Annotated in this window: 19 protein-coding genes; 7 read left to right on the top strand and 12 right to left on the bottom strand. The window is 39.9% G+C overall.

Annotated elements, in window-relative coordinates; genetic code table 11:
* Positions 1 to 105: 105 nt before the first annotated feature.
* A complete protein-coding gene (ggt, locus tag LXL81_RS26930; RefSeq protein WP_234650776.1) occupies positions 106 to 1872 on the top strand; it encodes a gamma-glutamyltransferase in 1767 nt (588 codons plus the stop codon).
* 13 nt (positions 1873 to 1885) lie between these two features.
* Here ggt and LXL81_RS26925 read toward each other — a convergent pair whose 3' ends face one another.
* Both LXL81_RS26925 and LXL81_RS26920 read right to left on the bottom strand, forming a co-directional pair.
* Entirely contained in the window at positions 1886 to 2389 is a 504-nt protein-coding gene (locus LXL81_RS26925) for a cupin domain-containing protein (RefSeq protein ID WP_234650774.1), read from the bottom strand.
* 15 nt (positions 2390 to 2404) lie between these two features.
* Positions 2405 to 3187 (bottom strand): DeoR/GlpR family DNA-binding transcription regulator, encoded by a 783-nt coding sequence (locus LXL81_RS26920; RefSeq protein WP_234650772.1) that lies wholly within the window; start codon positions 3185 to 3187, stop codon positions 2405 to 2407.
* A 58-nt stretch (positions 3188 to 3245) separates the two neighbouring features.
* On the opposite strand from LXL81_RS26920, the gene nudK reads away from it, so the two are divergent.
* Positions 3246 to 3827: a GDP-mannose pyrophosphatase NudK gene (gene nudK / locus LXL81_RS26915; RefSeq protein ID WP_234650770.1), complete on the top strand. Its 582-nt coding sequence runs from the start codon at positions 3246 to 3248 to the stop codon at positions 3825 to 3827.
* 38 nt (positions 3828 to 3865) lie between these two features.
* Here the strand turns inward: nudK and LXL81_RS26910 are convergent, their stop codons facing one another.
* The 6 genes from LXL81_RS26910 to rpsU form a co-directional block, all read right to left on the bottom strand.
* Entirely contained in the window at positions 3866 to 4201 is a 336-nt protein-coding gene (locus LXL81_RS26910) for a YtxH domain-containing protein (RefSeq protein WP_234650768.1), read from the bottom strand.
* A 78-nt stretch (positions 4202 to 4279) separates the two neighbouring features.
* Entirely contained in the window at positions 4280 to 5008 is a 729-nt protein-coding gene (locus LXL81_RS26905) for an SIMPL domain-containing protein (protein WP_234650766.1), read from the bottom strand.
* Between the two features lie 158 nt (positions 5009 to 5166).
* Complete coding sequence (locus LXL81_RS26900) at positions 5167 to 5601, bottom strand: MarR family winged helix-turn-helix transcriptional regulator (RefSeq protein ID WP_234650764.1); 435 nt, start codon at positions 5599 to 5601, stop codon at positions 5167 to 5169.
* Positions 5602 to 5897: 296 nt separating this feature from the next.
* Positions 5898 to 8483 carry a phosphoenolpyruvate carboxylase gene (locus LXL81_RS26895; protein WP_234650759.1) on the bottom strand — a complete coding sequence of 862 codons (2586 nt, stop codon included), beginning with the start codon at positions 8481 to 8483 and terminating at the stop codon, positions 5898 to 5900.
* A gap of 66 nt (positions 8484 to 8549) precedes the next feature.
* On the bottom strand, positions 8550 to 9422 hold the full coding sequence (locus LXL81_RS26890; protein WP_234650758.1) for a tyrosine-type recombinase/integrase: 873 nt from the start codon (positions 9420 to 9422) through the stop codon (positions 8550 to 8552).
* Positions 9423 to 9537: 115 nt separating this feature from the next.
* Positions 9538 to 9732: a 30S ribosomal protein S21 gene (gene rpsU / locus LXL81_RS26885; protein WP_090336895.1), complete on the bottom strand. Its 195-nt coding sequence runs from the start codon at positions 9730 to 9732 to the stop codon at positions 9538 to 9540.
* Positions 9733 to 9889: 157 nt separating this feature from the next.
* Between rpsU and LXL81_RS26880 the strand changes: the two genes are divergently transcribed.
* The 5 genes from LXL81_RS26880 to LXL81_RS26860 all read left to right on the top strand — a co-directional run bounded on the left by LXL81_RS26880 (position 9890) and on the right by LXL81_RS26860 (position 15045).
* Entirely contained in the window at positions 9890 to 10825 is a 936-nt protein-coding gene (locus tag LXL81_RS26880) for a phosphatase (protein WP_234650756.1), read from the top strand.
* Positions 10826 to 10964: 139 nt separating this feature from the next.
* Positions 10965 to 13535, top strand: coding sequence for a zinc-dependent metalloprotease (locus tag LXL81_RS26875; protein ID WP_234650754.1), 2571 nt, complete (start codon positions 10965 to 10967; stop codon positions 13533 to 13535).
* A 78-nt stretch (positions 13536 to 13613) separates the two neighbouring features.
* Positions 13614 to 14279 carry a peptidoglycan DD-metalloendopeptidase family protein gene (locus LXL81_RS26870; RefSeq protein ID WP_234650751.1) on the top strand — a complete coding sequence of 222 codons (666 nt, stop codon included), beginning with the start codon at positions 13614 to 13616 and terminating at the stop codon, positions 14277 to 14279.
* Positions 14280 to 14393: 114 nt separating this feature from the next.
* Positions 14394 to 14639 carry a DUF6364 family protein gene (locus tag LXL81_RS26865; RefSeq protein ID WP_234650749.1) on the top strand — a complete coding sequence of 82 codons (246 nt, stop codon included), beginning with the start codon at positions 14394 to 14396 and terminating at the stop codon, positions 14637 to 14639.
* Positions 14629 to 15045 (top strand): PIN domain-containing protein, encoded by a 417-nt coding sequence (locus LXL81_RS26860; RefSeq protein WP_234650747.1) that lies wholly within the window; start codon positions 14629 to 14631, stop codon positions 15043 to 15045. Before LXL81_RS26865 ends, LXL81_RS26860 begins: the two co-directional genes overlap by 11 nt.
* A 72-nt stretch (positions 15046 to 15117) precedes the next feature.
* Here the strand turns inward: LXL81_RS26860 and LXL81_RS26855 are convergent, their stop codons facing one another.
* The 4 genes from LXL81_RS26855 to LXL81_RS26840 all read right to left on the bottom strand — a co-directional run bounded on the left by LXL81_RS26855 (position 15118) and on the right by LXL81_RS26840 (position 19672).
* Positions 15118 to 16353 (bottom strand): MFS transporter, encoded by a 1236-nt coding sequence (locus LXL81_RS26855; protein ID WP_234650745.1) that lies wholly within the window; start codon positions 16351 to 16353, stop codon positions 15118 to 15120.
* A 25-nt stretch (positions 16354 to 16378) separates the two neighbouring features.
* A complete protein-coding gene (locus LXL81_RS26850) occupies positions 16379 to 17050 on the bottom strand; it encodes a FadR/GntR family transcriptional regulator (protein ID WP_234650743.1) in 672 nt (223 codons plus the stop codon).
* A gap of 112 nt (positions 17051 to 17162) precedes the next feature.
* Complete coding sequence (locus tag LXL81_RS26845) at positions 17163 to 17915, bottom strand: SDR family NAD(P)-dependent oxidoreductase (RefSeq protein WP_234650741.1); 753 nt, start codon at positions 17913 to 17915, stop codon at positions 17163 to 17165.
* Positions 17916 to 17968: 53 nt separating this feature from the next.
* On the bottom strand, positions 17969 to 19672 hold the full coding sequence (locus LXL81_RS26840; protein ID WP_234650739.1) for a S41 family peptidase: 1704 nt from the start codon (positions 19670 to 19672) through the stop codon (positions 17969 to 17971).
* Between the last annotated feature and the right edge of the window lie 186 nt (positions 19673 to 19858).

The raw sequence follows: 19858 nt of genomic DNA, 5'->3' as shown, positions 1-19858 counted from the left end.
GGTAATCATACTATAATTTTTAGAAATAATTTCAAATATCGCCGATCATGACATTCCTCTAATTTACATTTACTAAATTACATTACAATCTCTGATCACCAAAATATGACTATACGCTACGTCCTAATTTCCTCCTTTTGCTTGTTATCAGGTCTTTTGGCGGCTCAGCAGCCGGTTAAAGAATCGCAGGGTTTTTATCAGTTCCTTACCGACGATCCTAACCAAAAACCATTTTATAACGACCGTGTCGGCGTTTATGCAAAAAATGGTGTGGTCGCTTCCGCACACCCGGAAGCTTCACGCGTGGGAGTTGATATTTTAAAAAAAGGTGGAAATGCGGTTGATGCAGCCGTAGCCGTTCAGTTTGCGCTGGCTGTTGTGCATCCTTCTGCCGGAAATATTGGCGGCGGAGGTTTTATGGTAATTCGTGAGAAATCAGGAAAAACATCCAGTATCGATTATCGCGAAAAAGGGCCTGCGAAAAGTTTTAAAGATATGTATCTGGATAAGGACGGTAACGTAATTCCCCAGCTCAGCATTTTAGGCAGGCTCGCTTCCGGTGTTCCGGGCTCTGTGGATGGTATGGTTGAAGCGCATGCCAAATACGGAAAACTTTCCTGGAAAGAAATTTTGCAGCCGGCTATTGATCTGGCAACCAAAGGCGTTGTTCAAACTGAAAGAGAAGCGCGAAGTCTTAATTCAATTAAAACAGATATTATAAAACTAAATCCAGGTACAAAATATTTTCAGCGGGCGGATGGAAAAGACTGGGCAGCAGGAGATACTTTGGTGCAGAAAGATTTGGGGAAAGTCTTAACGCGGATCCAGAAAAAAGGCCGTAAAGGATTTTACTCCGGAAAAGTAGCCCGGCTGCTGACAAAGGACATGAAGTATAATCATGAAGGGATTATCAGCAAAAAAGATCTCTCGGAATATCATGCAAAATGGCGGGAAACGATTTCGGACAGCTATAAAAACTATAAAATCATCACCATGGCTCCGCCTTCAAGCGGCGGAATTGCTTTGGCTCAGCTTTTGAAAATGGTGGAACCTTATCCTTTGAAAAAATGGGGATGGAATACGGATTCAACGGTTCAGGTGATGATTGAAGCGGAAAGACGCGTGTATGCCGACCGTGCGAAATTCCTGGGCGATCCTGATTTTGTCAAAATCCCGACTGAAACTTTGCTGAGTAAGGATTACTTACAGCAACGCTGGAAAGATTTTTCTTTTGATAAAGCTACGGATTCCAAGAATATAAGCGGCGGTGTTTTCCCCGGTTATGAAAGTACCGAAACCACGCACTTTTCGGTGGTTGATAAAGAAGGAAATGCAGTTTCTGTAACCACGACTTTAAATGGCGGTTATGGCAGTCGTGTGATTGTAAAAGGTGCAGGATTTTTTATGAACAACGAAATGGACGATTTCAGCGTAAAGGCCGGAGCGCCCAATATGTATGGTTTGGTTGGAAACAAAGCAAATGCGATTGCACCGGGAAAAAGGATGTTATCGTCTATGACGCCAACGATTGTTGAAAAAGACGGAAAGCTGTTTATGGTCGTAGGTACGCCTGGTGGTTCTACAATCATCACCTCTGTTTACCAAACCATTCTGAATGTGCTGGAACATGGCATGACGATGCAACAGGCCGTGAATGCTTTTAAATTTCACCACCAGTGGCTTCCCGACAAAACCGTTTTTGAAGCAGGAGCTTTCACTCCCAATACGATTAATAAATTGCAAAGCAGAAGTTATATCATTGAACAACAACGCAATTCTATCGGTCGGATGGATTGTATACTTGTGCTCCCGGACGGCTCGCTCGAAGGCGGATCTGATCCGCGCGGCGACGATACGAGTATTGGTTATTAATCTGTGAAAAAACTTAACGGGTCAGTTCTTCGATCAGCTTTGTGTGCTGCGGAAAACTGGCCCGTAATGTTTCACGGTCAGCCATTTCAAAATCTTCAAAATCAAATCCCGGCGCAACGGTACAACCTACCAACGCATATTTACTTCCTGATGCCGGGCGCGATGCAAACCAGGTATTTGCCGGAACCACAGCCTGGAAGGTTTCTCCTTTATCCGGATTATCACCCAGCTTAATCACATCCAGTTTACCTGAAACGGGATAAATCAAGAAAATATCCAGCGCTTCGCCCTGATAAAAATGCCACATTTCATCTGATTTAATTTTGTGAAATGCTGAAAAATTATGCTTTTCCAAAAGGAAATAAATGCCGGTTGAGAATGACCGGTTTCCGGTAAAACCTGCTGGTAATGCATTTTGCGGAATGGTATCGAATGAGCGATAGGTTTCAGCATAATACCCGCCTTCCGGATGATCCAGAAGATTATATTTTTCAATCCAGTAGCTGGCCTTTTTCATAGTTTGTAGCTTTATTTATTTGCCTGATTTAACCGCTTTTTCAACCTCGTCAAAAGCGATAACTTTTATTCCTTTCTTCCTGATTTTATCGGTTTCCGGCGTTTTTTTGTTTGTGATCATCACATCCAGCGCGTCAAGCGGAGAAAACCGGAAATATTTATCCTGCCCAACTTTTGACGCGTCGCACAAAAGATAAGAAATTTTTGAATTGGCAAACATCGCCAAAGTAATTCCAGCCTCAATTTCACTAAAGGCGCTGAGTCCATTTTCCACCGAAATCCCGTCCACACCTATGAAAGCGCGGTCTGCTTTGTAGCGCCTGATATGTTCTTCTGCTATACGGCCATGAACAGCCTGTCGCTCCGGATCAATTTCTCCACCGATCAAATTTATTTTAACGGACGAATTCATCAATTCATAAACCACAGGCAAAGAATTCGTGATCACATGGATTTTTTTGTTTTTAATAAATTGACATAAACGAAATACCGTACTTCCGCAATCCATAAAAATAATATCATTCTCCTGAATCTCTTTCGCCGCCAGCCGGCAGATATTGTCTTTTTCTTCCACATTAACCGCAGCCTTATTGGCAAAATGAAATGGAATTTTGGTCAGTTCCACTTTCATGATACCGCCGTGCGTACGATAAACAAGCCCATCGGCTGTCAAAATCGTTAAATCACGGCGTATGGTAATTTCAGAAATAGCAAGTTCGTCTGCTAATTCCTTCACAGTCACCTCACCACGTTCATCCAGAATATTTAAAATAATATTCTTTCTTTTTTGAAAGTTCATAAGAAATTGTACATTTGTTCAAATATAATCATTTTTAATCAAAAACGATCAATTAGCTATGAATGATAAAGTCAACCTCGTTTCCGAAGAAATCCTTTCCGATAACTGGTACACCTTACGCAAATTTACCTTCGATTATATGCTGCCCGACGGTCGTTGGGAACGACAGTCGCGCGAGACCTATGACCGCGGAAACGGGGCTACCATTTTACTTTATAATAAAGAAAAACAAACCGTAATCCTGACCAGACAATTCCGTTTGCCTACTTATACCAACGGTAACACAACCGGTATGTTAATCGAAGCCTGCGCCGGATTGCTCGATAAAGATAATGCAGAAGACTGTATTAAACGGGAAACGGAGGAGGAAACCGGATATAAAATCAAGTCTGTTAAGAAAATTTTTGAAGCGTATATGTCTCCCGGATCAGTAACAGAAATACTTTATTTCTTCGTCGCAGAATATTCTGCTGATATGAAAGTAGGTGACGGAGGCGGTTGTGAGACTGAGCAGGAGAATATTGAAGTAATGGAGATTCCTTTTGACAAAGCCCTTCAAATGATCAGTTCAGGAGAGATCAAAGACGGGAAAACAATTATGCTTTTACAGTATGCACAGATTCATGCCCTGGTATCATAAAAAAACGGCGAAGGGAAAATTCTTCGCCGTTAGATATTTTATAGTTGAGCCGTTGAAGGAGTTGCGGTGTTTATATCTCCTTCGTTTTCAGCGGTCGTTTTTGCGGTTGTGAATTTATCGATCAGATCCTGTAAAAACTTTTCTGCATCAGGGAAGTTTGACTTGATCGCTTCAGATCCTTTTGTCTTCAATTCCTGAAAATATTCCGGTGCTTTATCCACAGCGCCTTCGGCTTCTGCTTTTAAATCACTTGCTTTGGTTTTCAAATCTTCCAGAAGTTTTTCGCCTTCTTCGGTTTGTAAATATTTATGTGCAGCTACTCCGACGGCTGCGCCAAGAATAAATGTTGCGAGGTGTTTTGCGTTGATGCTCATTGTTTTATGTGGTTCGTTTGACAAGATGAATATACAAATATTTAAAACAAGTTGCTTGTATTAAAATATTGTTCCACCTTATTTTATCTCAAAAACCGCCTGCATCCGATAACTGATCTTTATTTTCTGATATTGAATATCGCTATCCTGAACTGCATCCGCAGATTCCGAAGCCGCCATCATGCGCATATTCGCTTTTGCATACATTGGCTGCGGATAGTTCACGTTGTCTTCCACTTCTCTGATTTCCAAAACCGGCCCAAGTTTCTGATCCACCGCTTCCAATAAATAAGCAGCTTTTTCTTTGGCAGCTTTTAAAGCATTAATTTTTACCTGTTTTTTAAATTCCTCTTTTTTCGAATGATCCACACGGGCAATATTAGCATACTGGATTCCACGGCTTTCGACCTTTGACAAAATGCCATCCAGCTTATCCGCGCGATCTACTTTCAGTTCATATTGTTTGTTTTCAAGAAAGCTGGCTGGCTTTTTCTTTTTATCAACATAATTCTGATAACCTCCTACTGAACTGATTGACAGTGCTTCTTTTGGTAATCCGGCTTCGGCAACGGCTTTTAATAGCTGCTTTTCCAATGTGCTTATAATGATCTTATCCTTCTGGTTTTTCTCATCATTGAAATATTCTCTCAATGAAATGCTAAAATAAAGCTCATCCGGAACAACTTCCATTTCAGAAAAACCGGATACTTCAATTTTACGTTGCAACGGCTGCTGAACGATGGTAGTTTGTGCGAATGATGACAAAGCGGTGATAAAAAAAATGCTAAAAAGAATGACCTTTTTCATGGCGTAATAAATAAATTGATTGATAAAAAATTATCGTATCTGCAAAGTTCCGGCTCATGATTATGCCGTTTACTTCTGCAAATACGATAATAAGATGCCAAAACTGGCTGAAAGGTTTAAACAGCGATTTAAAGATTCACATCTGTTAACATTTACCGTTAAGTGAAATTGCTGTATATCGAGTCCATAATTCTCACAAAATGCTGATAATCTGCCTCGTCCAGATCGCCCCACCCTTTTCTTCGAATTTCAGCAACAATTGGAAAAGCCTCGTTATATATTGTTTGTCCTTTCTCGGTAAGGAAAAGATTGAATTTTCTTCTATCGCCAACGGCAAGTCCGCGTTCTACCAAACCTTTTTTTTCTAATAAATCAATAATGCGGGTTACTGTCGGCGGATCTTTGAAAGTTAATTCTGCCAGGCCGTTCTGGCTGATTCCCTGTTCGCGGTATATATGATCGATTAAAACCCATTGGTCAACGGTCAGATCAAAACCTGCGTCGATCAACTGTTTTTGCAGCGCATTTCGGATTTTTTTTATTGTTGTGTCAATTTTAAAAAAATAGGCACGATGATCGGAGCGGTGTGTCATTTATAAATTCATTAAAAATGTTCAAAAGTAATTATTAAATGCCATCGTTATTGTCCGACAATTGGTCTACTAATAATTATAATGTAAATATTGAAACAAATTTTAAACAATTAATCCTTTTACCACGCATTTGATTAAGCTTTTCTCATTTTTCTCATCATACTCGCAATATTTCAAAGTTATACAACACCAACTTTGAACGTAATTTTCTTAAAATAGTCACAAAAAAATAAGCCAGACAAAAATAAATTGTCTGGCTTATTTAACGGTATAAATATGGATAAACGGAAATCTGACTACGCAGAATTTCTCGCCGCATTAATAATTCCAAACATAGCACGCATAATGAGCTGATTATAGGTCTCAACATCAACAGGTAATGTTTTCGGATCTTCTGCCAGCATTTGCAAGGCATACTGCTGAATCGTGATCAAAGGCAAAACGATACGCTCACGCACTTTAATAGAAACCTTCGTCACATTGTTACTGTCAAGTAATTCCTTTTGTTCAGAAACGTCGAGTAGTGTATCCAGCGTCAGTTTAAATTCAGCATACATTTTGTCCCAGAATTCTTTGTAATCTTCTTCATCACGCAGATATTTCGTTGCCGGGAAAAACGCTTTTGACAATGACTGCATCGAGTTTTCAATTAACGTACGGAAGAATAAAGATTTCTTGTACAAATCTTTAATCGCTTCCTTTTTGCCATCTTTTGAAAGTTCCTGAATCGCGGTACCAAATCCGTAAAAACCAGGTACATTTTGCTTCATTTGCGCCCAGGATCCTACAAACGGAATTGCACGCAAATCTTCAAATTTCAACCCTTCGTCGTCATTTCCACGTTTCGTTGGGCGGCTACCGATATTGGTCTGGCCATAAAAACGCAACGGCGTTTTCTTATCCAGATATTTTACAAACATCGGATGGTTTTTCAGATCGAGATAGGAAGTATAGGCAGCCGTTGCCATTTCTTCCAACAATTCCTTATCCTCGGCGTTTAACTCTTCTTCCTTTCTATCCCCGCGGAAAAGGTGATTTTCCAGTCCGGCTGTGAAAAGTCTTTCCAGATTGTACATGGCAGTAGTAACCGTTCCATAATTCGAACTGATCGTTTGTCCCTGTACAGTCAACTGGATTTCCTTATCCTCAATATCTTTCCCTAATGAAGAATAGAAATTATGGTTATTTCCACCTCCGCGCGCCGGAGGACCTCCACGACCGTCGAAGAAGGTGACCTTGATTCCAAACTCGCGGGAGACTTTTGTTAATTCCTCTTTTGCACGATAAATTGACCAGTTGGCGCGCAGGTAACCACCATCTTTTGTTCCATCCGAGAAGCCAACCATGATCGTCTGGTGCTGATCACGTTTCAATAAATGGTTTTTGTAATATTCGTTGGTATAAAGCGTACGCATAATTTCCGGCGCATTGGCCAAATCGTCCACTGTTTCAAACAGCGGCACTACATCCAGAGCCAGATATCCATTTTCATCGGCAATCAGGTTTTTCGCCAAAGCAACAACCTGCATCACATTAAGCGCAGAAGTGTTATTGCTGATCACATAACGGTGCGCACCTTGCTCTCCGTTAAGGGCCTGAATGGTTTTAATTGCACTGATTGAGCCCAAAATATCTTTTGTCAGCTCATCTTCATAATCTTCAACACGCAAAGGAATATTCAGAGAAAGCAGCAAATCAATTTTTTTGCTTTCTTCCCATTCTTCATACTCACTATATTTCAATAACGGAATTTTCTTTTCAAGCCTTTTCAAAATATCCTCCCAGGCTTTTCCATGTTTCCGGCTATCCTGACGTACATCAAGACTGGCGAAGAAAAATCCGAAAAGATTTAATTTCAAAATAAAATTATCCAGCAGCTCAACAAAAAGTCCCTGATGTTTGCCAACAAGCACAACGCGGGCAAGCAAAAGTTCATCAATTAATTCCTGAGCATTTTTATATCCTTCTTCAAAAGGCCCGAAGATGGTACTATTCATTTTGCGCTCGGCAAGTGCAATCGTATCTTCAACACCTTTGAAAGTCAAACGACGTTTCAGGTTGCGGATATCACGATAATAACCTCTCAAAAGCGTTTCACGCAAACGGTCAGCTACCTGCAAAGTTGTTCCCGCACTTACAAAAGGATTACCATCACGGTCGCCACCCGGCCAGAAGCCCAGACGGAAGACATTCGGATAAGGCCAGTCGTGCGCGCTCATACCAAGGCCGTCGATCAATTTGATAAGAATCGCAGGAATTGCATCATAATATACATTTTCCAAAAACCAGCACAAACTCACCGCTTCATCAAAAGGAGTCGGTTTTTCATGATTAATGAATGCCGTTTTCCCAAGCTGAAGAAGAAGCTGATTCACTTCGGTGAAATCGTTCACCTTGATTGAATCTTCAAGATCATTGATAATCCCCAAAACCTTACCGGAATAAAATTGTGTCGGATGCGCAGTAAGCACGATACGCACACTAAAATCTTCCAGTTTATTTAAGAGTTTTTGTTTTAAAGAATCATTGTCGAGACGGTCCGTCAGATATGTTATCGATCCTTTCCCGTTCAATTCGTGCGTCTGATCAAAAGCTGCATCTTCAACCGAATCGAACAAAACTACCTGTCTTTCAATATATTGAATAAAGGCAAACAAAAGATCTGTTCTTTCCTTAGGTGTGGCCGTTACCAATAACTCCTCGAAGAAAAGTTCAATTATCTGCTTAGGAGATTTCCCTTCCTGAAATCCTACCTCACTATGCTGTGTCAGCAATGGAAGCAATGAGCCTGTCTGAAAGATACCCCGGTAAGGCAAACTCAGAAAAAGGCTATTGAAAATATTGTACTTGGTAACAACTGCGTCCTGGAAATTGTTATTCATAATGGCGTGACAAAATTTTATTTTGAGACTGGCAATGCAAAACAAATATACCTTAAAAAATCGGGATCAGGCCTTTGGATGGGCTTGCTGATGCGTTTTTTTAAGTTTTTCTATGGAATTATGTGTATAAATCTGGGTGGCTGCGAGATTTGCGTGACCCAATAGTTCTTTAATTGCGTTCAGATCAGCACCGCGGTTCAACAAATGTGTTGCATAAGTATGACGTAATACGTGCGGACTTTTCTGCGACAATGTAGTAACTTCTGAAAGGTATTTTTTAACAGTTCGTTGTATAAAAACGGGATAAGCAGCTTTACCTGAATCGGTTAAAATCAACGCTTTCGTCGATTCCTCCGGAGCTCTCAGTGGAAGATATTCTTTCAGGAACTGAACAAGGAGACTGGAAATGGGAATCAACCTTTCTTTTCCTCTTTTACCCGTTACCCGGATTATCCTGGCTTCCAGTTCAAGATTATTCACTTCAAGATCAATCAGCTCCGAAAGCCGCATCCCTGTGCCATATAACAATTCCATGATCACCCGATCCCGCTTACCGACAAAATCATCCGTAAATCCTTCCGAATCAAAAAGTGATTCCATGGCTTTTTCTTCAACAAAAGCGGGAAGCTTTCGCCGTGTTTTCATGGAAGACAAAATGGTTGAAGGATCTTTGAGTATATGTTTTCTACGGCGTAAGAATCCGTAGTAAGACCTGAGCGATGCCATTTTCCGGTTAACAGAACTTGGATTTAATCCTTCTTCCATCAAACTCACAATCCAGGAACGAAGCATCACCGCAGTTGCAGTTTCGGGTTTATCCACTTCGTATTGGAACAATAAATATTTTCTAAACTGGTCCAGGTCAGTCCGGTAAGAGGTTACCGTGTGTGCACTGGATCGTTTTTCAAATGCTAAAAATTCCAAAAATGGCTCTATCATAGCCCTAACGTACAAAAAAGGGTCATCTTATACAAGATAACCCTTTTCCGTAATGTTATTGCATGGGATATAACTTTCCCATCCTACTTTTCAACAGAAAAACAATTCAAAAGAACTAGTCTTCCAGGTGACCGTAAGTTTTTTCTTTGTATACCGCACGCAAAACTTCGAAACGACGCTTTACTGATGGTTTTTCGAATGCGGTACGAGAACGAAGCTGACGCATTGTGCCAGTTCTTTCAAATTTCTTTTTGTAACGCTTCAAAGCGCGATCGATCGATTCGTTGTCCTTAATGTTAATAATAAGCATGCTTATAAGATATAATGTTCTTTGAACTGGTTTTCTGAAATTGGACTGCAAAGAAAAGACTTATTAAACAGAAAATCAAGAAATAACTCATTAAAGATTAGGTATTTTTTGCAACTTGCCCATTATAATGAAGGGATTAACCCATTAACCATCGCCTATGAGCTCCCGATTGGGTATTATTGATTTAGGAACGAATACATTTCATCTGCTGATTGTTGAAAAAAACGGTGAAAATATCACTACGCTTTTCCATAAAAGTCAGCCAACGCAGATTGGCCTGGGTGGAATCAATAAAAAAGTGATCACTGAGGAAGCAACGGCCCGTGCATTGAAAGTCCTTCTGTATTTTCGTGAACAACTGGATATTTTTGAAGTTTCCAAAGAAAACACTTTTGCTTTTGGAACCAGTGCAATCCGGAATGCTGATAATCAAAATGATTTTTGTGAAACGATTTTAAAGGAAACCGGCATAACAATTACCGTAATTGACGGTAACGAGGAAGCGGAATATATTTACAACGGTGTCAGGACCGGTGTGAAGTTGGGAAAAGAACCTTCGCTGATTATGGATATCGGTGGCGGTAGTGTTGAATTTATTATCGGTAACGAAAAGCAGATATTCTGGAAACAAAGTTTTGAAATCGGCGGACAGCGTCTGATGGAAAAGTTCATGAAAAATGATCCGATTTCGGAAAGCGATAAAAAACGTTTATATAATTATTTTGATGAAAACCTGATTCCGCTAGCCAACGCAGTTCATCAATATGCACCTACAAAACTTGTCGGTTCTTCCGGGACTTTCGATACATTGATTGATATAGATTATCAGTATCGGACGGGAGAATGGCCTCCAAAAGACCGGACAGATTTCCCTCTTTCGCTCGAAGAGTTTTATCGTGCCTATGCGTTGATTCTTTCAGGAAGTCATGACGACAGAATGGCAATTCCCGGAATGATCGCCTTACGTGTAGATATGATTGTTGTGGCGGTTTGTCTTGTGGATTATGTTTTAAAAAACCACAATATTCCGCAGATCCAGGTTTCCAGTCATGCCTTAAAAGAAGGTGTTCTGGCAAAATTATTAAATATATAATCTTCTGAATTACAGGATTTTAACAGGAGATATCAAAATTATCTCCTGGATTTTTATTTGACAAAATCAAAACTTAATTGTCATACCAATCAAATTCCTATTTTTGTTATATCAATCCTAAAACTCTTTCTCAAACTTCATGAAATTGAAAAAAGTCCTCGTGCTCCTATGCTTCCTGTTAACATTTACTTTTGCCCAGGCTCAAAAGAAAAAAGATAAAAAAGAAGACGAAAAAAAAGTTGAAAAGGCAGTAGATGCCGTTGCAGATGCTGTCAAAGACAAGTTGAAAGACGAAAAGAAAAAAAGTCCAAAAGATTTCAAAGATTTTATCGACGATTCTGCAAAAAGTCAGAAAGGGATGATTTCAGTTTATAAAATGGCTGAAAAGTGGTATTTCGAAATTCCGGATACTTTGCTGAACAGAGATATTATGGCTGTGACCCGCTATTCAAAAGCAGCAGCCGGTGGCGGGATTTTTGGCGGGGAAGAAGTAAAAAGACAGATGCTGCGCTGGGAAAAAGGACAGGATAATAACATTTTGCTTCGCTCCGAAACCGTTGTAATGGCTAGTCCGGATAGTACTAAACCCATTTTCCAGGCTGTAAAAAATTCAAATTCCGATCCGATAATTGGTGTTTTTGACATAAAAGCTTTGAAAAAGGGAGACAATGAAAAATCTTCTGTGATTGAAGTAACAGATTTTTTTAACGCTGACAATCAGACGTTTTCATTAAGTCCGATCGTAAAACAGATTCACAAATTATCTACATTTAAAAAGGAAGCCTCATATATTGAAAAAATGAGCGCCTATCCTATCAACACAGAAATCCGTACGGTAAAAACTTTTACAGTTATTCCGCCGGCCATTTCTTTGTCGCCAACTCCAACGGTCGGCTCTTATTTACCATCCGGATATGATGCCGGCGTGGTTACTTTGGAATTGAATACTTCCTTAATTCTTCTTCCAAAAGCACCGATGCGCAAGCGGATCTTTGATAATCGAATCGGTTTTTTTGCCAATCAGTACGCTGTTTTTGGAGAAGAATCCCAGAAATCGGAAAACGAGATTTTTGCAGTTCGCTGGCGTTTGGAACCGAAAAATGCAGAAGATGCCGCACGTCAGAAAAACGGAGCGCTGATCGAACCTAAAAAACCGATCATCTATTACATCGATCCTGCAACACCTGAAAAATGGAGAAAAGCCTTAAAAGCCGGCGTTGACGACTGGCAGGTTGCTTTTGAAAAAGCAGGCTGGAAAAATGCGATACGCGGAGAATACTGGCCGGAAAAAGATACAACAATGAGCCTTGAAGATGCCCGTTTTTCTGTAATCAGATATTTTGCGGCGGATATACAAAACGCCTATGGGCCCAATGTGCACGATCCGAGAAGTGGTGAAATTATTGAAAGCCATATTGGCTGGTATCATAATGTGATGCGCTTGCTGCGTAACTGGTATATGATCCAGGGCGCTGCGGTTGACCCTGCGGCACGGAAAAAGACATTTGATGACGAATTAATGGCGCAGCTAGTACGCTTCGTCTCGTCACATGAAATTGGGCATACGTTAGGTTTAAGACATAATATGGGTGCAAGTTTCGCAACGCCGGTGGAAAAATTACGGGACAAAGCCTGGCTTGAAAAAAACGGACATACGTCTTCGATCATGGACTATGCCCGTTTCAATTATGTAGCCCAACCAGAAGACAGTATTACTAATCTTTTTCCAAAAATTGGTAATTATGACAAATGGGCCATTCAGTGGGGATATAGCCATTTACCCAACACCAGTTTGAAGGAGGAAAAAGCCATTTTGAACAAATGGACGAAAGAGGCTTACAAGGATCAGAGTTTACATTTTGGAACGGAAAACAGCCCGTATGATCCGCGATACCAAACAGAAGACCTAAGCGATAATGCGATGAAAGCTTCTGAATATGGTATTAAAAATTTAAAGAGAATTTTGCCAAATTTAATTACGTGGAGCAGGGAAGACGGAGAAAGCTATAAGGAACTGGACGAATTGTATGGTAATGTTATTGCTCAGTATCGCCGGTATTTGGGGCATGTCATTAAAAATATTGGTGGAATTTATGATACGCCGGTTACCTACGATATGGAAGAAGAAGGATTCACTACTGTTCCAAAATCCACGCAAAAGGAAGCTATGAATTTCCTGAACACACAGCTGTTCAAAACACCAACCTGGCTGTTGGACCAGAATGTATTAAAAAAGATAAAACCTGAGTCGGGTGTGGAAGCTATTAAGTCTTTACAGGAATATGCACTTACTTCCTTGTTTGCCGGCGACAGAGCGGTTCGTTTGATGGAAACAGGAATTTCTGCTAAATACTATACCATTGATGATCTGTTAACAGACATTGATACAGGACTTTGGTCGGAGGTGAAAAGCGGACAGGCAATTGATATTTATCGTAGAAATCTGCAAAAAATTCATGTTGATAAATTGATTGATCTGTTAAAACCTGGCAAGGCAACTGTTGTGTCGATACCTGCGGGAGCGCTCTATGCGTCAAATTCACGCGTTGTAGAACTCGATAAGACAGATCTTCCTTCTGTTGCACGCGGACATTTGGAGATTCTCAAAGCCTCAATTAAAAAGGCAATTCCACTGGAAACCGATAAATTGAGCAAATACCATTTAAAAGATCTTTTGCAAAGAATTGATTTAGCCTTGGATCCTAAATAACAACTCAAAATAAACAGGCAGATCAAATTCACTGTGCGTGGTTTGATCTGCTTTTTATTTTTTTAGATTTGATATAAAATGAAAATACTAGCCGAAATACTACGCGAACATCCTCGTTTTGAAAAAATAATTTCAAGTCCAAAGCCATATCGAAAACTTGATTTTTCGGAATCAAATAAAGATTTGCTGGCTCAGGATCTGACGGAAACAGCTGTATTTTCTGATTATGTTTTTGAGGTAATGCTTTCAAAAAATGAATACATCGGTATTGGTGGTTATGATGAAAACCGTGTGATTTACCGGCAACGCGATCATTTTACAAATCAGGAAAATCCACGAAGTGTTCATTTAGGCGTTGATATATGGACAGAAGCGGGAGAAGCAGTCTATGCGCCTTTAATTGGAACAGTCCACAGTTTTGCATTTAATAACAACTTCGGGGATTATGGCCCGACGATCATTTTAAAACATGAATTAGGTGGATTTGAGTTTTATACTTTATACGGACATCTTTCGCTTGAATCTTTGGACGGCTTATACAAAGGAAAACCTGTAAATGCCGGAGAAAAAATTGCTTCAATTGGCAATTTCCCTGAAAATGGCGACTGGCCACCGCATCTCCATTTTCAGGTTATAAGTGAAATAGGAGAATATAAAGGAGATTTTCCAGGTGTGAGTAGTTTGGAAAAAAGGGAATATTTTCTTGAACTGTGTCCTGATCCGAATTTGATCTTGAGAGTTTAAACGTAGAGGTAATTGAGTTAAAAAGGGAGTTTCGCAGGGAATTATTGCTTTTCAAATCAAGATTATTGATTCAATATTATACGTATTAAAATAAATTATGCGTATATTTATTTTATGAAAACAAGGTTGAATCTGACAATTGAGGATTCTCTAATTCAGCATGTCAAGGAATATGCTGCCTCAAAGCAAATCAGTATTTCTCAAATGGTGGAAGATTATTTCAAAAATATCACCCAGCCATCTCCGAAGAAAGAAAGCATTATTGATATAGTTGAAAAACTGGATTCTCCAATACTCAATAAGGACACAGATTTAAAGAAAATATTTTACGAAGAACAAGCTGGAAAATATGGCTTCTAAAATTTTTCTTGATGCCAATATTTTGCTCGATTTCTTATTAAAACGAGAAGATTACAACGATGCAAAAAAATTAATTCAACTTATTATTGAAAAAAAGATACGTGGTTTTGTAACTCCGGCTATTGTTCATATTGTTGCATACTGGGTAACTAAGGCATATGGAATTACAAAAACAAAACAGTTGCTCCTGATTTTATTAGCAGATGTTACAGTGATTGATTGCACACATGAAATTACACTAACTGCGCTAAACTCTAGAATTGATGATATTGAAGACGCCCTTCAATATTATACTGCTATTCACCATAAGATAGATTTTTTTATTAGCAGAGATAAAATCCTTCAAAAATCTGCCATCGCCTCACTTCCGGTTTATAACCTCAAAGAATTTTTAAATATTCTCTAATAGATAAAAGGAGTCTCGCAGAGAATAATAAAAATCTCTGCGAAACTCCTTTTTACTCCCCTAACGCTGCGTTTAACCCTTTTTACGTTCAAGATTTGGCAAGAATCCTGTTAATAATCCAATAAGAGGCAAGAAGGAACAAACATAAAATACGTATTCAATACTCGTACTATCTGCTAATTTCCCTAAAAGTGCAGATCCGATACCAGCAATTCCAAAGGCAAATCCAAAGAATAAACCGGCCACCATTCCGACTTTACCTGGAATCAATTCCTGTGCATAAACCAGGATTGCCGAAAATGCTGATGACAATACCAAACCGATAATCACGGTTAATGCGCCTGTCCAGAAGAGATTGCAATAAGGTAATAACAGAGCGAATGGCGCAACGCCCAGAATTGAAATCCATATCACATATTTCCGGCCAATCTTATCTCCTACCGGTCCACCAATGAATGTTCCGGCTGCAACAGAAAACAAGAATATAAATAAATGGATTTGAGAGCTTTGTACTGAAATACCAAATTTATTGATCAGGTAAAAAGTATAGTAGCTCGTCAGACTTGCCATGTAGATGTATTTTGAAAAAATAAGCATCAATAAAATACCAATGGAAAAAGCTACTTTGCCTTTTGAAAGGTTAAGAGAAGATTCCTGTCCCGTGGCCGCACCTGCTTTCTTAAGATTCAGATGCATATTTTTCTTATACCAGCCGCCCACTTTTGACAAAATGATGATGGCGATTAGTGCTACAAGCGAAAACCAGATAATCTGATGACGGCCGTATGGCAAAATAATCAAAGCCGCTAACAATGGCCCAAGAGAACTACCAGCATTCCCGCCCACCTGAAACAGCGACTGCGCCATACCATGACGCCCACCAGAGGCCATACGCGCAATACGCGACGCTTCCGGATGGAAAACGGCCGAACCAATTCCGATCAATCCAACAGAAAGAAGAATAAACTCAAAACTAGGTGCCATAGACAATGAAACCAGGCCAAGCATGGTAAAACACATTCCGATTGCGAGGGCAAATGGCTGAGGTTTTTTATCGGTATATAACCCTACTAATGGCTGAAATACGGATGCACTTAATTGAAATGTAAATGTGATTAATCCAATTTGAGAAAAGCTCAGTTTAAAAGAATCTTTCACCATCGGATAAATCGATGGAATGAGTGATTGTAGTGTATCATTTAAAAGATGAGAAAAACTTAATGCCAATAAGATTGGAAATACGGCCTGTTCTGCGCTGACAATCGGTTGTTGATAAGGTTCTGAGGGATTTTTTTCGATGGTTTTCATAACTATTATGCTTAAAAAACGGATACTAAACAGGTTGACCGGTTATTCTCGCGGCCCACTCCCATGCTTTTTGTGGATTCTGATCTATAATACTCTGAAGCAAAGCTTCGTGATATTCCTGCGTATTGATAAAACTCTCTGTATCAACATATATTCCCGAAAAATACTCTTTCATATTACGCGCTACCGTTTTATACAAATCGAGCAGAATTTCACTTTGAGATGCTGTGGCAATGCATAAGTGGAAATTTATATCGGCTTCGATACAGGCATCCGGAATGTTGGCCAATGCCAGTTTTTTGCGTTCTGCCAGATATTTTTTCATTTCTGAAATATCCTTTTCTGTCCGGTTAAGTGCCGCTTTTTCAGCAATTTTTATTTCAAACAGCTGGCGGATTTCATTTAATTCCTGCCCTTTTGCTCTTAAAAACCTGTCGGTTAAAGATTCTGAGGCAATTTGTTTTTGTTCGACAAAAGTGCCCAAACCTTGCTGCACGCGAACCAGTCCGGCGTTTGATAAATTTCTTACAGCTTCCCGAATCGTTGACCTTCCAACACCAAAAATTTCCATTAATTCAGGCTCTGTCGGCAGTTTTTCGCCGATCACAAAATCTCCATCCTGGATCTTTTGCTGTAATCTGCTGGCTACATCATCTGCCAGACTTAACCGTTTTATAATATTTTCTTTATTCATCATATCATCTGATGTTTCAAAGGTATGAAGAATTTTATTTTAACAAAAAATAAAGGGAGATATACCAAATAAAATTTTGGTTTATCTCCCTTTATTACGCAAAACCCGCGAATTGTTACTTTCTGTATATCGTTGTTGCGGCAGACTGCGCGCCTGCAAGAATGGTCACATCAGCGATCGTTACTCGTGCAGGTGCATTGACGGCATATAAAATCATATCTGCAATATCACTTGCCTGTAACGGATCAAAACCCTGATAAACTTTCTCAGCGCGTTCTTCATCACCTTTGAAACGAACGAGTGAAAATTCTGTTTCCACAGCTCCCGGTGCCACATTTGTCACCTTGATACCATGTTCGGTCAATTCCAGCCTCATACCTTCACTCAATACCTCAACCGCTGCTTTTGATGCACAATACACAGCTCCGTTAATGTAAGTCTGCTTTCCGGCAACAGAACTGATATTGACAATGTGTCCCTTTTTATTTGCTAACAGTGTTGGAATAATTGCTTTTGATACGTAAAGCAATCCTTTTACATTTCCATCGATCATCGCGTCCCAATCGTCTGTATCGCCCTCATCCAGCGAACCAAGTCCGTGCGCATTTCCGGCGTTGTTAATCAGGATATCAATATTTTTCCATTCTTCCGGAAGAGACGTTATGGCATCAAATACTGCTTTTTTATTTCTGACGTCAAAAAGTAAAGTTGTAACTTTCACTTTATCAGACAGTTCAGTTACTAAACTTTCCAGTTTTTCCTGGCGACGGCCGCAAAGTATCAGATCGATTCCTGCCGCAGCGAATGCTTCTGCCGTGGCTTTTCCTATGCCGGATGTTGCTCCGGTTATTAATGCAATTCGGGACATTATTTAACTAAATTTTGTATTTATCAGACAGAAATTCCCAGCCGACACTTTAACTATTTATCAATTTTTTTCGTGTTCAAACTGCTGAAATTCCCATTTTCCAGCTCAGTAGCTTTGCCAAACTGTTTCAAAGCATTTTGATACACATTATCCATTGGATTCAGCACTTCGTATATCTCGTTGTTCAAACCATTTTTATGCTTTCTTCCCCAGACATAACGACCAATAATGGCTTTGGTCTGCGATTGAATAACTGGTTTTGAGCGGTTCAACTCTTTTTCATTCAACTTGATTCCGGATCTTGTTGCGTCTTTTACAAGCTCGGAAATCATGTCATCAGAAATCTGGAAAGTTTTTAAATATTCCGGAAAAGTCTGTTTTTCAAGTTGTTTCTGATTTTCATTCGCATAGCGAAGTGCATATTCACGAATAATATTTTTGGCATAAAGCTCAAACAAATACTTACTGTTCATAAGCGTATCGCGCGGTACAAAAACATCCGGCATAATGCCGCCGCCGCCATAAACAGTTCTTCCGCCATCTGTTTTATATGCTTTTGTTTTATCAAATTTGATACTGTCCGCATTGAAAAACTCACCGCTGTCGTATCTGTGCGTCAGATCCTGGTTATAATCTTCACCTTTACCCATTTGGTAAGGCTTCTGGATACTGCGGCCACTTGGCGTATAATATCTGGAAATTGTCAAACGTAATTCTGCACCGTCCGAAAGTTTGATCGGCATTTGCACCAATCCTTTTCCATAGGAACGGCGGCCTACTACCAGCGCACGATCATGATCCTGCAACGCACCGGCCAAAATTTCAGATGCCGACGCACTGCCTTCATCCACCAGAACCACCAATGCTCCCTGCTCAAAACCACCTTCTACATGCGAACGCGTTTTCCGGTCAAAGCGACTGTCTTTTCCTTCGGTGTACACCAATAATTTATCGCCCGAAATAAATTCATCGGCAATACTAGTGGCGCGCTCCATATAACCGCCCGGATTTCCGCGAAGGTCGAGCACAAGTTTTTTTAAACCGGCGGCTTTCAGCGTACTTAACGCGGTTTTGAATTCGTCAAAAGTTGTTTCCGAAAAACGGGTCACTTTAATGTAACCAATTTCCTTATCAACCATGTAAGCCGCATCGACGGAGTAGGTAGGAATCCGGTCACGCACCACTTCAAAGTTTAATTTATCTTTTAAACCAAGCCGTTCAATGGTAAGCGTAACCTTTGTTCCGCGTTTGCCACGCAGTAATTTGTAGACCTGGGCATTGGTAACGCCTGGCGCAGAAAGTATTTCCTTATTTACTTTAAGAATTCTATCGCCGCTTTGAACACCAACAGTTTCAGAAGGGCCACCGCTTAATGGTGTTACGACATAAACCGTATCATTATAAATGTTAAATTCTACACCAATGCCGTCAAATCCTGAATCCAGCTGCGACCTCGCCGCTGTCGCTTCTTCCGTATTAAAATACGCCGTATGGGGATCCAGCTTTTCCAGCATTTTAGAAATTGAATAATCCACAAGCTCTTCAGTATTGACAGAATCAACGTAATTATTTTCCACCAGCAGCAAAACTTCCCGGAATTTGGCATAACCTTTTGCCACGTCGGTCAGCTTTTTGCCTCCGCTAAAAAAAGTACTGCCCAGTAACATACCGGCAGCCAGCGTAATGCTGATAATAATGGGTAAACGGATGACAGATTTTGAATTGCTGACGGGCTTTTCCGGAATTTCCTGGCTCATTTATAAATTACTTTTTTAATAAGTAAAGTTAAAATTTTATTTGAGTATATAAACATGTCACTAACGATTGGCCGGGATAAATCCTTGTGCTGGTTTTAAATATAATGGCAAAGCAGTTTTCTATGATTTTAAGACTAATACTGTTAGCGGTTTTAAGCAATAAAAATAAATTTGAGATAGTCAATA

The organism is Dyadobacter sp. CY356, assembly GCF_021440195.1.
Taxonomy (GTDB): domain Bacteria; phylum Bacteroidota; class Bacteroidia; order Cytophagales; family Spirosomataceae; genus Dyadobacter.
The sequence above is the reverse complement of the archived record's forward strand: the minus strand, read 5'-3'. Positions and strand labels throughout refer to the sequence as shown.

What these genes read in the sequence shown, in the direction of transcription:
- LXL81_RS26845 (WP_234650741.1), bottom strand. Translation starts at nt 17,915, where the DNA reads ATGTCCCGAATTGCATTAATAACCGGAGCAACATCCGGCATAGGAAAA.
- LXL81_RS26920 (WP_234650772.1), bottom strand. Translation starts at nt 3,187, where the DNA reads ATGAACTTTCAAAAAAGAAAGAATATTATTTTAAATATTCTGGATGAA.
- LXL81_RS26850 (WP_234650743.1), bottom strand. Translation starts at nt 17,050, where the DNA reads ATGATGAATAAAGAAAATATTATAAAACGGTTAAGTCTGGCAGATGAT.
- LXL81_RS26840 (WP_234650739.1), bottom strand. Translation starts at nt 19,672, where the DNA reads ATGAGCCAGGAAATTCCGGAAAAGCCCGTCAGCAATTCAAAATCTGTC.
- LXL81_RS26875 (WP_234650754.1), top strand. Translation starts at nt 10,965, where the DNA reads ATGAAATTGAAAAAAGTCCTCGTGCTCCTATGCTTCCTGTTAACATTT.
- LXL81_RS26855 (WP_234650745.1), bottom strand. Translation starts at nt 16,353, where the DNA reads ATGAAAACCATCGAAAAAAATCCCTCAGAACCTTATCAACAACCGATT.
- LXL81_RS26860 (WP_234650747.1), top strand. Translation starts at nt 14,629, where the DNA reads ATGGCTTCTAAAATTTTTCTTGATGCCAATATTTTGCTCGATTTCTTA.
- LXL81_RS26910 (WP_234650768.1), bottom strand. Translation starts at nt 4,201, where the DNA reads ATGAGCATCAACGCAAAACACCTCGCAACATTTATTCTTGGCGCAGCC.
- LXL81_RS26890 (WP_234650758.1), bottom strand. Translation starts at nt 9,422, where the DNA reads ATGATAGAGCCATTTTTGGAATTTTTAGCATTTGAAAAACGATCCAGT.
- rpsU (WP_090336895.1), bottom strand. Translation starts at nt 9,732, where the DNA reads ATGCTTATTATTAACATTAAGGACAACGAATCGATCGATCGCGCTTTG.
- LXL81_RS26925 (WP_234650774.1), bottom strand. Translation starts at nt 2,389, where the DNA reads ATGAAAAAGGCCAGCTACTGGATTGAAAAATATAATCTTCTGGATCAT.
- LXL81_RS26900 (WP_234650764.1), bottom strand. Translation starts at nt 5,601, where the DNA reads ATGACACACCGCTCCGATCATCGTGCCTATTTTTTTAAAATTGACACA.
- LXL81_RS26905 (WP_234650766.1), bottom strand. Translation starts at nt 5,008, where the DNA reads ATGAAAAAGGTCATTCTTTTTAGCATTTTTTTTATCACCGCTTTGTCA.
- LXL81_RS26870 (WP_234650751.1), top strand. Translation starts at nt 13,614, where the DNA reads ATGAAAATACTAGCCGAAATACTACGCGAACATCCTCGTTTTGAAAAA.
- nudK (WP_234650770.1), top strand. Translation starts at nt 3,246, where the DNA reads ATGAATGATAAAGTCAACCTCGTTTCCGAAGAAATCCTTTCCGATAAC.
- LXL81_RS26880 (WP_234650756.1), top strand. Translation starts at nt 9,890, where the DNA reads ATGAGCTCCCGATTGGGTATTATTGATTTAGGAACGAATACATTTCAT.
- LXL81_RS26865 (WP_234650749.1), top strand. Translation starts at nt 14,394, where the DNA reads ATGAAAACAAGGTTGAATCTGACAATTGAGGATTCTCTAATTCAGCAT.
- ggt (WP_234650776.1), top strand. Translation starts at nt 106, where the DNA reads ATGACTATACGCTACGTCCTAATTTCCTCCTTTTGCTTGTTATCAGGT.
- LXL81_RS26895 (WP_234650759.1), bottom strand. Translation starts at nt 8,483, where the DNA reads ATGAATAACAATTTCCAGGACGCAGTTGTTACCAAGTACAATATTTTC.